The following is a 12795-nucleotide window of genomic DNA, read 5'->3' as shown; positions in this document are numbered from 1 at the left end:
CCCGGCCCGCAGGGCGACGGCGTGTGCGGTCGCGGGCCGCCGCGGCCGCTCAGCCGCCGTTTCCCGTGCTGGCGAGCGCCTTCGAGAGCTGCTGTGCGACTTCCTGCATCAGCGGTACGAACTTGTCCGTCGCCGCCTCCGTCACCCTGCCCGCCGGGCCGGAGATGGAGATGGCCGCGGCGGTGGGGGCGTCGGGCACGGCGACGGCGATGCAGCGCACTCCGATCTCCTGCTCGTTGTCGTCCATCGCGTAGCCCACCTCGCGGACGTGGTCCAGCGCCTCCAGGAAGCCTTCCGGGGTGGTGATGGTCCGCTCCGTGGCGGCGGGCATGCCCGTCCGCTCCAGTAGCCGCCGCACCTCGCCGGCCGGAGTGCCCGCGAGCAGCGCCTTGCCCACGCCGGTGGAGTGCGGCAGTACGCGCCGGCCGACTTCGGTGAACATCCGCATCGAGTGGCGTGAGGGGACCTGCGCCACGTACACGACCTGATCGCCGTCCAGGAGCGCCATGTTGGCCGTCTCGCCGGTCTCCTCGGCGAGACGCGCGAGGTAGGGGCGCGCCCACGTGCCCAGCAGCCGCGAGGAGCTCTCGCCGAGGCGGATGAGGCGCGGGCCCAGGGCGTAGCGGCGGTTGGGGTGCTGCCGTACGTAGCCGCAGGAGACGAGGGTGCGCATCAGCCGGTGGATGGTGGGAAGCGGCAGGCCGCTGCTGGCCGACAGTTCGCTGAGCCCTACCTCGCCGCCGGCGTCGGCCATCCGCTCCAGCAGGTCGAAGGCGCGCTCCAGCGACTGGACGCCGCCGGTGGCGACGGGTGCTGTGCCGCGGGGGGCGGCTGCGGGGTCTCGCTCGGCGGACGGCGGCACGTCGCGTTCCTTTCCTGCGGGTGAGGCGCATGCTACCTGCGCGCATGCGTGCGCCAGGCGGGCGGCGCCGGCGCCCGCGTCCCCCGCTGATTCTGTATCGCGAAATCTTACTTCCATAGAACGGAAGTAGCCACTGTCCGGTGTCTTGACGGGCGCGGGGATCGCCAAGAAGATCTCAATCAACAGAATGTTGAAAAGGAGGGGTGTGCAGTGTCCGTGCCCGACTCCGGAGCCGGTGTGCGGCTCGTGCTGCGCTCGACGCGCGTCGTCACACCCGAGGGTACGCGGCCGGCGTCGGTCTTCGTCGCGGACGGCCGGATCGCCTCCGTCGAGGTCCACGACGCCGAACTCCCCGGCGGCGCACGGCTGGTGGACGTGGGCGGCGACGTCCTACTGCCCGGGCTCGTGGACACCCACGTGCACGTCAACGATCCCGGGCGCACCGAGTGGGAGGGCTTCCTCACCGCGACGCGGGCCGCCGCGGCCGGCGGTGTCACCACGCTGCTGGACATGCCGCTGAACTCGCTGCCCCCCACCACGAACGTGGCCAACCTGGGGGTCAAGCAGGACGTGGCCCGAGGCAAGGCGCACGTCGACACGGGCTTCTGGGGCGGCGCGATCCCCGGGAACGTCCCCGACCTGCGGCCCCTGCACGAGGCGGGCGTCTTCGGCTTCAAGTGCTTCCTCTCGCCCTCGGGCGTCGAGGAGTTCCCGGAGCTGGACGCGTCCCGGCTGGCCGCCGCCGCGGCCGAGATCGCGGGCTTCGGCGGCCTGCTGATCGTGCACGCCGAGGACCCCGCACATTTGGCCCCGCAGCGGGGCGGACGTGCCTACGCCGACTTCCTCGCCTCCCGCCCCCGTGCGGCGGAGAACGACGCCATCGCCCGACTCGTCGCCGTCGCCCGCGAGTCGGACGCCCGGGTGCACGTGCTGCATCTGTCCTCGTCGGACGCCCTGCCGCTCATCGCGGAGGCCCGCGGTGAGGGCGTGCGGCTGAGCGTCGAGACCTGCCCCCACTTCCTCACCCTCACCGCCGAGGACGTCCCGGACGGGGCCACCGAGTTCAAGTGCTGCCCGCCCATCCGCGAGCGTGCGAACCAGGACGCGCTGTGGCAGGGCCTGGCGGACGGCGTCATCGACTGCGTCGTGAGCGACCACTCGCCCTGCACGCCCGAGTTGAAGGACGGCGACTTCGGCACGGCATGGGGCGGCATCTCCTCCCTCCAGCTCGGACTGCCGGCCGTGTGGACGGAGGCCCGCAGGCGCGGCCACACCCTGGAGGACGTCGTGCGGTGGATGTCGGCGGGACCCGCGCGGCTCGCCGGTCTGCACGGCCGCAAGGGCGCCGTCGCGCCGGGGTACGACGCCGACTTCGCCGTCCTCGACCCGGACGCCGCCTTCACCGTCGACCCGGCGCGGCTGCAGCACCGCAACCCCGTCACCGCGTACGCCGGAAGCACCCTGTACGGCGTCGTGCGGTCGACCTGGCTGCGCGGGGAGCAGATCGCCGACCACGGACGCCCACTGCAGCAGACCGGACAACTCATCGAGAGGCCCACCTCATGACCTCAACGCGCCCGGCAGCCGCCGCTACCGCGCCCTTCACGGGGGACGCGCAGCCTTACCAGGGCGGCGACCCCTACGCCGACTACCGCACCACCGGCTTCCCCTTCACCGACCTCCCCGACCTCGCCGACAGACGTCTCGGAGCAGGCGTGATCGCGGCGAACGACGAGTTCTTCGCCGAGCGGGAGAACCTCCTCAAGCCGGGGCCCGCCGAGTTCGACCCCGGCCGTTTCGGCCACAAGGGCAAGATCATGGACGGCTGGGAGACGCGGCGCAGGCGCGGCACCGGAGCTGACGCCCCGCACCCCACCGCCGCAGACCACGACTGGGCGCTGGTGCGGCTCGGAGCCCCGGGCGTCGTGCGCGGCATCGTCGTCGACACCGCGCACTTCCGGGGCAACTACCCCCGCGCCGTGTCCGTCGAGGGCGCTTGCGTGGACGGCGCGCCCTCACCCGAGGACCTCCTCGCCGACGAGGTCGAGTGGACGACGCTCGTCCCCCGGACCGACATCGGCGGGCACGCGGCCAACGGCTTCACCGTCCAGGAGCAGCGGCGCTTCACGCATCTGCGCGTCAACCAGCATCCCGACGGCGGCATCGCCAGGCTCCGCGTCCACGGCGAAGTCGTCCCCGATCCACGGTGGTTGAGGGCGCTGGGCACCTTCGACGTCGTCGCCCTGGAGAACGGCGGCGCCGTGCAGGACGCCTCCGACCGGTTCTACTCGCCGCCCACGAACACCATCCTGCCCGGCCGTTCGCGGCAGATGGACGACGGCTGGGAGACGCGCAGGAGGCGCGACACGGGCAACGACTGGATCCGGTACGCGCTGGCGGCGCAGTCCCGCATCCGCGCCGTCGAGATCGACACCGGGTACCTGAAGGGCAACTCGGCGGGCTGGGCGGCACTCTGGGGACGCGACGGGGACGACGGCGACTGGCTGGAGCTGCTGCCGCGCACCCGGCTGCAGCCGGACACGCCGCACCGGTTCCTTCTCGTGGACGGACTCCCGGCCGTGACGCGCGTACGCCTCGACATCTTCCCCGACGGCGGTATCGCCCGCCTGCGGCTGCACGGTGCACCGACGCCGGAGGGGCTGCGGGCGCTGGAGGAGCGGTACGGCCGGCTGGGAGGGGCCTGACGGCCGTCGGGGCGGGGCGGGTGGCGCCCCGCCCCGACGGCCGAGTGCGCGACGGCGAGGTCAGCGCCCCGCCCGTGCGCCCATGTGCTTGATCTTCTCGTACGGGTAGGCACCGACGGTCACCACGACGAGACCGTAGAGCGCCAGTACCAGAAGCCCCCAGGTGGGGATGGACTTGTCGCCGCCGTGCAGGAGGACGTCGCCGACCGGAACCAGCGGAGCGACGCTGAGCACGGCGGCGCCGGTGCACCAGAACGCGACGAGGCGGTCTGCCTCCCGGCGCAGCTCCGGATCGCGCTTCACCCGTTCCGGTACGTCGTACCCGGCGCGTCCGTCGCAGACCTTGCCCCGGTACCCGGCCCGCGCGGCGAGAAGGCCGGCCACGGCGGCTAGGGCGAAACAGCAGAAGACGGCGGTGCAGGCCACGGCGCTCCCTCCGGTCTCGGCCGGGGGCGGCAACACCGGTGTCGTTCACGGAAGTTCCCGGTGGTGCGTGCGCGACACGGCGGCGGCTGTCCGGGCCTGGGCCCCTGCCCCTAGCCATCCCCCACGACATCGTATTCGCCGCGTCCGGCGCGTACGACGGGAGGAGGCGTCCCCGGAGGAGGCGTCCCCGCCCCGGGCGGGAAGTTCGCCGAACGAGGGGAGTCAGCCGCGTCCTCGGGTGAACTGACGGAAAAAAGCCCTCACTTGGCGTTGACATGTCATCTACGCGCGTCAGCATGGGAGGTATGAGATTCCCCCCACGAATCGCGCGCATCAGCGCCCTCAGTGCCCTGTCCCTCTCCCTCCTCGTCGGCGGTCCCGCGGCGTACGCCCAGGCGACGGCCGACTCCGCCCCCAAGGTCTCGGCGCCCGCCGCAGTCGCACCCGCAGAGATCGGTGACATCTGCGAGTCGAAACTGCCGGCCGAGGCCCACGAGACACTCGACCTCATCGAGCAGGGCGGGCCCTACCCGTACCCGCAGGACGGAACCGTCTTCCAGAACCGGGAAGGCATCCTCCCCGACCAGGATGAGGGCTACTACCACGAGTACACCGTGGAGACGCCCGGCTCGGACGACCGCGGAGCCAAGCGCATCGTGACCGGCGAGGAGGACGAGGAGGACTACTTCACCGAGGACCACTACGAGTCCTTCGATCTGGTCGACTACACCTGCTGACGCCCGGGGCGGGTGGCGGCGCACGCGCCGGCGCCCGCCCGTCCGGACGCCGCGGCGGCGCCGTCCGGGCGGCTGTGCCCGAAGACGTCACATGAACGACCGCTGACCGCCTGCCCGGCCTGGGGCCCCCACTCCCGGGCCGGGCAGTGCTGTGCCGTCCGGCGCGGCGGTGATGTGCCCTCCGAAGCGTCCGCGTGGCCGGACCCGTGCTGCGGGCGGACACGGAGCGTGACCGCGGTGGGATTCTGCGCCCGGTGCCCGCGGCGCCATCTGGTCAATCTCTCCGCGGCCGTACCGCTGCGTACCCCGGGCCCTGACGGGACCCGTCCCGGGGGGCGCCGGGACCCTCCGCGTTCCGCGTGCCGCCCCTGAGCGTGCGCTCCCCGCCGGGCCCCGGCCGCTCGCCGAGGAGCCTGTGACCTGGCCGGACGCGGGTCCGGGGGCATCGCAGGGCCGTGCGGGACCGCCGGCCGCGGCGAGGCGGTCGGCCGGCGGCGCGCGAGCCGGCGCGGAGACAGGACGCGGGCGCCCCGTACGGTGCCGGGCAGCGGCCTCCGCCCTCCGGTGCGGCAGGAAGTGGCCCCCCGGGGGTGGCATTGTCCGCCTGAGCGGGTAACGTTCTCCACAGAGAGTGATGCCATGGTGGCAGATGTGGGGAGAAACCGGTGGCAAACGGGCCAGAGGCGGTTACCTGCGGTGAGGCGATGCTGCTCATGCTCGCCGAGCCCGGGATGCCCCTGGACCGCGCTGTCTCCTTCCGGCGCTCCGTCGCGGGCGCCGAGTCCAACGTCGCCCAGGGGCTGGCCCGCCTCGGCCACTGGACACGCTGGATCGGCCGCGTCGGGGACGACCCCGCGGGTGAAGCGGTGCTGCGCGAGCTGCGCGCGGACGGAGTGGACGTCTCCGGGGTCGAGATGGATCCCCGGGCACCCACGGGCCTGCTCCTCCGTGACAGCCATGCGCAGCGTGCGATCGATGTGCAGTACTACCGCTCGGGTTCCGCGGCCTCGCTGCTCTCGCCCGAACACATCCGCGTGGAGGCGCTGGAGGGCGCCCGCGTGGTGCACGTATCGGGTATCACCCCGATGCTGTCCGAATCGGCCGCCCGTGCCACCCGCGCGCTGATCGAGCGCGCCAGGCAGGTCGGCGCGGCCGTCTCCTTCGACCCCAACGTCCGGCGCAAGCTCGGCACCGACCACGACTGGATCCGCGTGGCCGGTCCGCTGCTGCGCGAGGCGGACATGGTCCTCGCCGGCGAGGACGAGCTGGAACTGCTCCTCGGAGGAGGCTTCGAGGAGTCCTCGAAGGCGCTGCTGGCGATGGGCCGCGCCGAGACGGTCGTGGTCAAGCGCCGCGACCACTCGGCGGTCGCCGTCGACGCGAAGGGCCGGCACGCCAGGGCGCCGTTCAGCGTCCCCGTCGTCGACCCGGTCGGAGCCGGAGACGCGTTCGCGGCGGGCTGGCTGTCCGCGTGGCTGCGCGGCGCGGGGCCCGAGCGGGCCCTGGCCGAAGCGGCCTGCGTGGCGTCGCTCGTCGTGCAGGCCCCCGCCGACACCGACGGCCTTCCCACCGCGGCCGCCCGCGACCGGGCGCTCGCGGCATACGTCCAGGGCGCCGACTCCGTACACCGCTGACACCCCCCGCCGTGCTGCCCCCGGGCAGCGCGGCGTTACCTTCGTGCACAGCACAACTACACAGGAACAGCGCACAGTTCACGGGAAATCCGCAGGGCGGCACTTCGTACATGTACCGCATCGCACCGTGGACCGGGCCCCGGCCCGATCGCGCGGACTCCGGCCAGAGCCCGACACGAAGAGAGGCGGCGACTGCCGTGTACCGATGGGAGATCACTCGGGCTGCCCTCGAGCAGCGCGTCTTCGCCATCGTCCGCAGCGACAGCTACGAGCGCGTCACGGCGACCGCCGACACTCTCCTCGGTGCGGGCATCACCAGTCTGGAGATCTCGCTGACCTCGCCGCACGCGCTGGAGGCGGTCTCCACTCTGCGCCGCGAGACGGACGACGACATGGTCATCGGCGCGGGCACCGTCCTGGACGGGGCGTCCGCCCGCGCGGCGGTGGACGCCGGCGCCCGCTTCCTCGTCTCGCCGTCCCTTGACGAGGAGGTCATCCGCACCGGCCACCGCTACGGGCTGCCCGTCTTCCCGGGGATCGCCACTCCCAGCGAGGCGGTCCGCGCGATGGAGCTCGGAGCGGACGCCCTCAAGCTCTTCCCCGCCTCCGCCTACCAGCCGGGCTGGGTGCGGGACGTACGGGCGGCGCTGCCCCAGGCGGCGCTGCTGCCCACCGGCGGCGTCACCGTGGAGAACGCACCGGATTGGATCGCCGCCGGGGCGGTGGCGTGCGGCATGGGGTCGGCGCTCTCGGCGGGCGACCGGGAAGCGGTCTCGAAGCGCGTCACCGAGCTGCTGCAGCGGCTGGCGGACGCGGCACCGGCTCCCGCCCGCAGAGCAGGCCCCTGAAGTCACCGGCCACGGCTGCGAGTTCGGCGCGGGAGGCGCGGCCGACTCGGCTCCCGGGGCGTGCGGCGGTTCCGGCCCGCCACGCCTGAGGCGGTCCGTTGCCCCCTGCGGGCGGCCGCAACTCCGCTCGGAGCGGCGTGACTTGCGCGACGCCGACGCCTACCGCGCGGCACGGCCCGCATGTTCCGCCTCACATGCCTCCGCAACCCCCACCTCACCCGCACAACATGAACCTACGCTAAGGCGGATGAGGATCAGCGAGTGCCGGGAAGAGGACGTCGTGCTGCTCGACGAGCACATGCCCTGCCCCGGGTCGACGTCGCTCCACGGTCCTCGCTTCGCCCGCCACGACGCGGGTGCCAGCACGTTCCTCGTCGCCTGGCGCGGCAATCTGCCGGTGGGCAGCTGCGAGGTGCTCTGGGAGGGCTGCGACGCGCCGGAGGTGCGCGCCGTCCACGAGAACTGCCCGGAGATCCAGGGGCTCGGCAACTGGCCGGGCACGCTGCGCGCCCAGTCCGTGGGCACCGCCCTCATCCAGGCCGCCGAAGGCCGTGTGCGCGACCGGCGGTGCTCCTGCGTCGGCCTGGGCGTGGAGAGAAACAACCCGCGCACCGCCGACCTCTACAAGCGGCTCGGCTACACCGCGTCCACGCCCTACCTGGACTGCGGCGTCTACCGGGACGGCACCGGCGTCTTCCACCGCGTCGCCGACGCCTGCACGTTCATGGTGAAGTACCTCTGAGCCGTACGGGCAGCAGCTCCGGGCGCTTGGCCGAGCGGCCGTCGCCGGAGGACCGGCCCAGCACGCGCCGCGCGAGCCACGGCCCGAGGAAGGACGCAGCCCACCGCAGCTCGCCCGCCGCGGCACGCAACCCGGCGGGGACCGCCGCGGACGGTCCGGGGAGCGGCCGGGTCCACGAGTCGTCGCTGCCGGGCAGCTCCAGCGCGTGGGCCACGGCGGCGGCGATCCGCTCGTGGCCCAGGGGCCCGGCGTGCAGCCGGTCGGGACTCCACAGACGGGGATCGGTGACCACCCGGTGGTGCGACGTCTCGACGACGGTGACGCCGTGACGTCGCGCGGCCAGCCGGATGCGGTCGTTCAGGGCCCCGACGCGGGGGGCGAGGGGGCGGGCGAGCGGGGTGATGCGGGCGAGGTCGGGGAAGGTGAGCGTCGCGACGCGGGCTCCCCGGGCGGTGAGCGCGGCGTACATCGCCTCCAGATGGCCGGCGACCTCGTCGGCGTCGAACCTGGGGCGCAGCAGGTCGTTCATCCCGGCGACGACCGTGGCCAGCCCGGGCCGCAGTTCGAGCGCCGGGGCGAGCTGCCCTTCGCGGACCTGCCCGGCGGTCCTGCCCCGTACGGCGAGGTTGGCGTACCGCGTGCCCGGGTGGTGCGCCGCGAGCTGCTCGGCGAGGCGGTCGGCCCACCCGCGCAGGCCCGCTGACCCGTCGCCGTCGCCGAGGCCCTCGGTCTGGCTGTCGCCGAGGGCGACGTAGCGAAGATCCTCAAGACCGGACACGGGACGCCTCCGACGTGTGCGCTCTCTCCCGCAGGACCTGCGCGGTCCGCCGGCACCAGTCGCGGTTGCCGCGCTCGAACTCCAGGCCGCGACGGCAGGTCAGATACGGGCCGATCCGCTCCCCGTACTTGAGGAACTCGTCCTCCCCGAGTCCGTCGCGCATCTTCAGCAGCAGCGCCTCGAACAGCGCCGTCTTGGCCTCGGCGAACTCGGCCCGTTCGGTGAGCTGCTCGATCAGCGGGCCGGTGGAGACGCTGTCGGCGGCCTGCACCTTGACCAGGAGGTCGTCCCTGATGAAGGAGGGCTTGGCGGCGGCCGAGGCGAAGCGCTCCAGCTCGGCCTGCCCCGCGTCGGTGACCCGGAAGAGCCGCTTGTTGGGCCGCGCGTCCTGCACGACCTCGCGGCCCGCGACCATGCCGTCCCTCTCCAGTCTCGAAAGCTCCGTGTAGAGCTGCTGGGGGAGGGCGTGCCAGAAATTGGCCACGCCCATGTCGAAAGCCTTCGCCAGCTGGTAGCCGCTCAACTCCCCGTCGAGCAGCGCCGCCAGCACGGCGTGACGCAGTGCCACTGAATCGTCTCCTCTCCTGAGCCTGCCCCGGCCGGGGGGCGTTTCCGGCCACCCGCCGCAGCTCCGTGCCCGGACGCTGGTCATCCGGACGTCAGCCATGGTACTCAAGAAAATGACTATTCATATTCTTGAGTATGACGCGAGCAGGGCCGCCGCATCCGGGACCTGTCGCCGGACGACGAGGGAGTGCCCCCATGGCCGCAGCGAACCGATTCCGCGCCGCCGTCGACAACCGCGATCTCGCCGCGCTGGAAGGTCTGTTCACCGAGGACGTCCGGCTCTACAGCCCGGTCAAGTTCGAACCGTTCGCGGGCCGGACCGCCGTGCTGGGCCTCTTCGGCGTCCTCCTGCGCACCTTCGAGGATTTCCGCTACATCGGCGCACTGGACGGAGCGTCGGAGACGGCCTCGGACGGCGTCGAGACTCCGTCGGCGGCCCTTGTCTTCCGTGCGACGGTGAACGGACGGCAGATCCACGGCATCGACCTGCTCCACCTTGGCCAGGACGAGCGGATCAGGGAGATCACCGTCATGGTCCGCCCCCAGTCCGCCGTGCGGACACTGGGCGAGGCGGTCCTCGCAGGGCTCGTCGCGGACGGACAGGTCCCCGGGACCGGGGCCGAGCAGGCGTGAGGCGCGCGTCGGGCCGGTGGGGCGACACACGGTCCGGACCGACCGGACTGACCGGACTGACCAAACTGACCGGACTGACCGGACTGACCGGACTGACCGGACTGACCGGACGGACCGACTCACCGGAAGGTTGAGGACATGTTCGACGAAGCTCTCGACTCCTGGCGGGAGTGGCAGCGGAGCCCCTGGGGCCGGCTCCGTTACAGCGTCGCGGAGTACAACCTCCGGCGGTGGCTCGCGCCGCTCGGCGACGGCCCGCTCAGGGTGCTCGACCTGGCCGGCGCCGACGGCGGCGACGCCCTGCGCCTCGCGGCGCTCGGCCACCGGGTGACGGTCGTCGACTTCTCGCCCGGCATGCTCGCCGCAGCTCGCGAGCGTGCACGCGAAGCCGGCCTGGAGGAGCGGCTGGTCACCGTCGAAGCGGACGTCTTCGACCTCCCGGCCGAGGTGACCGCCGTCCGCTACGACGCCGTCCTGTGCCACAACCTCCTGCAGTACCAGGACGATCCGCGGCCCGCGCTGCGCACGGCGACGGGCCTCGTACGCGCCCGCGGTGCCGTGTCCGTCATGGCGATCAACCGCCACTCCGTGCCGCTGGGCCTGGCCGTACGCGGTCTCGACCCGGCGGCGGCGCTCGCCGCGCTCGGCGAGCGCACGGCACCGGGGCACACCTTCGACGCCGAACTGACCCTCTACACGGCGGAGGAACTGACGCCGCTGCTGGCCGAGTTGGGCTGCGAGGACATCGAGCACCGCGGGATCCGCACCGTCCAGGACCACATCGTCGACGACGCCCGGAAGCACGAACCGGAGTTCTACGCCGCACTGGAGGCCCTGGAGCTGGCGCTGACCGACCGCCACCCCTACCCGCACACGGCGAGGATCCTCCATCTGCTCGCGCGGGCGGGCGGCCGGTGAGTTCCTGGGTCCGTGTGATCAGGGGCCCGACCGGCTTGCGGCGCCGTGGCCGAAACGGCGTTGTCCCGGCCTGCGAGGCGGGCTACGTTGACCGGGTGACTGCCGGGTCGGCCATGCGCCAAGCACGAGTGGGGCTCCCGGCCTCGCCGTGAGTGCGAGGCGGGCGAGAGGCCCGCCGGTCTCCGCGTCCTGCCTCCCCGCACCCCGTCCGCAGACACCGGCGGAGTGCCTTTCCATCGCGCTCAGGACCTGGAGACACACGCATGCCCGACGATCAGCAGCAACCGCACCGCGAACCCGGTCCGCACACGACCGCGGTCCAGCTCGACCACACGGCCGTCTACGCCCGGGACCGGCGTCTGTCCGCGGAGTTCATCGCCGGTGTCCTCGGCCTGGAGGTCGGCGCCCCGTTCGGGCCGTTCCTCCCCGTGGACCTCGGTAACGGCGTGACCCTCGACTACTACGAGAAGAGGGACGAGCCGGTCCAGCCGCAGCATTACGCGTTCCTCGTGCCAGACGAGCAGTTCGACTCGATGATCGCCCGCCTGGAGGCGTCCCGTACCACCTACTACGCCGACCCCGGCCACACCGAACCCGGCCGTGTCAACGACCTGTTCGGGGGCCGGGGCGCGTACTTCGACGATCCGGACGGTCACAACATGGAGATCATGACCCGTCCGTACGTCCGCCCCTGAGGGACCGTCGCCCGCTGTCCGCCGATCCGTTCACCGGACCGGCGGCCGGGCGGCGGTCCGTCACGGGCGGGGGCCGCGTGCAGCCCAACTCGCGGCGAGAGGCGGCCCGTTGGGCGCTGCCGCCGTGCCTCAGCTGGCGAACTCCGACATCGCCACGGGACGCCCCTCGCGCCGCGAGCGCTCGCACGCCTCCGCGACGCGCAGCGCGGCCAGCGCCTCGTAGCCGTCGCAGGGGTTGGGCGCCTCGCCCCGAACGGCCTTGACGAACGCGGTCAGTTCGGCCTCGTAGGCGGGTGCGAACCGCTCCAGGAAGCCCGGCCAGGGGGTGCCCCGGGAGCTGCCCGCCGCCGGCTCGAGGGAGGTGAGGGGCGTGCGGGCGTCGAGCCCGACGGCCACCTGGTCCTTCTCGCCCGCGAGTTCCATGCGCACGTCGTAGCCCGCCCCGTTGACGCGGGTCGCGGTCGCCGTGCACAGCGTGCCGTCGTCCAGGGTGAGGACGGCGGCGGCGGTGTCGACGTCGTCGGCATCACGGAACATCGAGGGGCCGGCGTCGGAGCCCGCCGCGTACACGGAGACGACCTCGCGCCCGGTGACCCACCGCAGCACGTCGAAGTCGTGGACCAGGCAGTCCCGGTACAGGCCGCCGGAGAGCGGCAGGTAGGCGGCCGGGGGCGGGGCCGGGTCGGAGGTCATGGCGCGCACCGTGTGCAGCCTCCCGAGGCTGCCCGAGCGCACGGCCTCGCGCGCGGCGGCGTAGCCGGCGTCGAAGCGGCGCATGAAGCCGATCTGCAGGAGGCTCCCCGCCTCCTCGACGGTCCGCAGCGCCTCCATCGTGCCGGGCAGGTCGAGGGCGATGGGCTTCTCGCAGAAGACGGGCAGGCCGTGCTCCGCGGCCTCGCGGATGAGCCCCGCGTGCGAGGCGGTCGCGGAGGCGATGACGACGGCGTCGACGCCGTGGGTCAGCAGGAGCTCGGTGGGGGACGGCACGGACGTCGCGCCGAGTTCGGCCGCCACCTCGGCGGCGCGGGCGGCGTCCGCGTCGGTGAGGAGTACCTCCGTCACTCCGGGGGCCGCGGTGAGGGTGCGGGCGTGGAAGGTGCCGATACGGCCGGTGCCGATGAGTCCGATGCGCATGGGGACACGTTCGCCGGTGCGCTCAAGTGCTGTCAACACTTTGTCCTGACAATTGCAGCGCCGTACAGGACGGCCATGGAGTAGCTGTGCGCTTTGTCCGGACAACCAGACTTACG

At 73.0% G+C, this 12795-nt stretch carries 14 protein-coding genes; 9 read left to right on the top strand and 5 right to left on the bottom strand.

Going from position 1 to position 12795, the window contains the following annotated elements:
• Window positions 1-49: 49 nt before the first annotated feature.
• Entirely contained in the window at window positions 50-862 is an 813-nt protein-coding gene (locus IEY56_RS04700; protein ID WP_229711596.1) for an IclR family transcriptional regulator, read from the bottom strand.
• Between the two features lie 216 nt (window positions 863-1078).
• Here IEY56_RS04700 and allB point away from each other — a divergent pair, with 216 nt between their 5' ends.
• Both allB and alc read left to right on the top strand, forming a co-directional pair.
• A complete protein-coding gene (gene allB, locus IEY56_RS04695) occupies window positions 1079-2428 on the top strand; it encodes an allantoinase AllB (protein WP_189035859.1) in 1350 nt (449 codons plus the stop codon).
• Window positions 2425-3567, top strand: coding sequence for an allantoicase (alc, locus tag IEY56_RS04690; protein ID WP_189035750.1), 1143 nt, complete (start codon window positions 2425-2427; stop codon window positions 3565-3567). The genes allB and alc overlap by 4 nt, the downstream gene beginning before the upstream one ends.
• A 60-nt stretch (window positions 3568-3627) precedes the next feature.
• Here alc and IEY56_RS04685 read toward each other — a convergent pair whose 3' ends face one another.
• Window positions 3628-3993, bottom strand: coding sequence for a hypothetical protein (locus tag IEY56_RS04685; protein WP_189035749.1), 366 nt, complete (start codon window positions 3991-3993; stop codon window positions 3628-3630).
• 305 nt (window positions 3994-4298) lie between these two features.
• Between IEY56_RS04685 and IEY56_RS04680 the strand changes: the two genes are divergently transcribed.
• From IEY56_RS04680 to IEY56_RS04665, 4 genes are all read left to right on the top strand, one after another.
• A complete protein-coding gene (locus IEY56_RS04680; protein WP_189035748.1) occupies window positions 4299-4730 on the top strand; it encodes a guanyl-specific ribonuclease in 432 nt (143 codons plus the stop codon).
• A 704-nt stretch (window positions 4731-5434) separates the two neighbouring features.
• Window positions 5435-6364, top strand: coding sequence for a sugar kinase (locus IEY56_RS04675; RefSeq protein WP_189035858.1), 930 nt, complete (start codon window positions 5435-5437; stop codon window positions 6362-6364).
• Window positions 6365-6561: 197 nt separating this feature from the next.
• Window positions 6562-7212, top strand: a complete 651-nt coding sequence (locus IEY56_RS04670; protein WP_189035747.1) for a bifunctional 4-hydroxy-2-oxoglutarate aldolase/2-dehydro-3-deoxy-phosphogluconate aldolase — start codon at window positions 6562-6564, stop codon at window positions 7210-7212.
• A gap of 247 nt (window positions 7213-7459) precedes the next feature.
• Window positions 7460-7954 carry a GNAT family N-acetyltransferase gene (locus IEY56_RS04665; RefSeq protein ID WP_189035746.1) on the top strand — a complete coding sequence of 165 codons (495 nt, stop codon included), beginning with the start codon at window positions 7460-7462 and terminating at the stop codon, window positions 7952-7954.
• Here IEY56_RS04665 and IEY56_RS04660 read toward each other — a convergent pair.
• The gene (locus IEY56_RS04660) at window positions 7935-8732 is read right to left on the bottom strand and encodes an SGNH/GDSL hydrolase family protein (protein ID WP_189035745.1); all 798 of its coding nucleotides are present in this window, start codon (window positions 8730-8732) and stop codon (window positions 7935-7937) included. The genes IEY56_RS04665 and IEY56_RS04660 overlap by 20 nt on opposite strands.
• Window positions 8719-9300, bottom strand: a complete 582-nt coding sequence (locus IEY56_RS04655; RefSeq protein WP_189035744.1) for a PadR family transcriptional regulator — start codon at window positions 9298-9300, stop codon at window positions 8719-8721. Before IEY56_RS04655 ends, IEY56_RS04660 begins: the two co-directional genes overlap by 14 nt.
• Window positions 9301-9494: 194 nt before the next feature.
• Here IEY56_RS04655 and IEY56_RS04650 point away from each other — a divergent pair, with 194 nt between their 5' ends.
• From IEY56_RS04650 to IEY56_RS04640, 3 genes are all read left to right on the top strand, one after another.
• Window positions 9495-9932 carry a nuclear transport factor 2 family protein gene (locus tag IEY56_RS04650; RefSeq protein WP_189035743.1) on the top strand — a complete coding sequence of 146 codons (438 nt, stop codon included), beginning with the start codon at window positions 9495-9497 and terminating at the stop codon, window positions 9930-9932.
• 138 nt (window positions 9933-10070) lie between these two features.
• Window positions 10071-10850: a class I SAM-dependent methyltransferase gene (locus tag IEY56_RS04645; protein ID WP_189035742.1), complete on the top strand. Its 780-nt coding sequence runs from the start codon at window positions 10071-10073 to the stop codon at window positions 10848-10850.
• A gap of 263 nt (window positions 10851-11113) precedes the next feature.
• Window positions 11114-11545 (top strand): VOC family protein, encoded by a 432-nt coding sequence (locus tag IEY56_RS04640; RefSeq protein WP_189035741.1) that lies wholly within the window; start codon window positions 11114-11116, stop codon window positions 11543-11545.
• Window positions 11546-11674: 129 nt separating this feature from the next.
• Here IEY56_RS04640 and IEY56_RS04635 read toward each other — a convergent pair whose 3' ends face one another.
• Window positions 11675-12679 (bottom strand): Gfo/Idh/MocA family protein, encoded by a 1005-nt coding sequence (locus IEY56_RS04635; RefSeq protein WP_189035740.1) that lies wholly within the window; start codon window positions 12677-12679, stop codon window positions 11675-11677.
• Window positions 12680-12795 lie beyond the last annotated feature (116 nt).

Source organism: Streptomyces daqingensis, from assembly GCF_014645895.1.
In the GTDB taxonomy this organism is placed as follows: domain Bacteria; phylum Actinomycetota; class Actinomycetes; order Streptomycetales; family Streptomycetaceae; genus Streptomyces; species Streptomyces daqingensis.
Note: the sequence above shows the minus strand (reverse complement) of the source record. Positions and strands in the feature narration are given on the sequence as shown.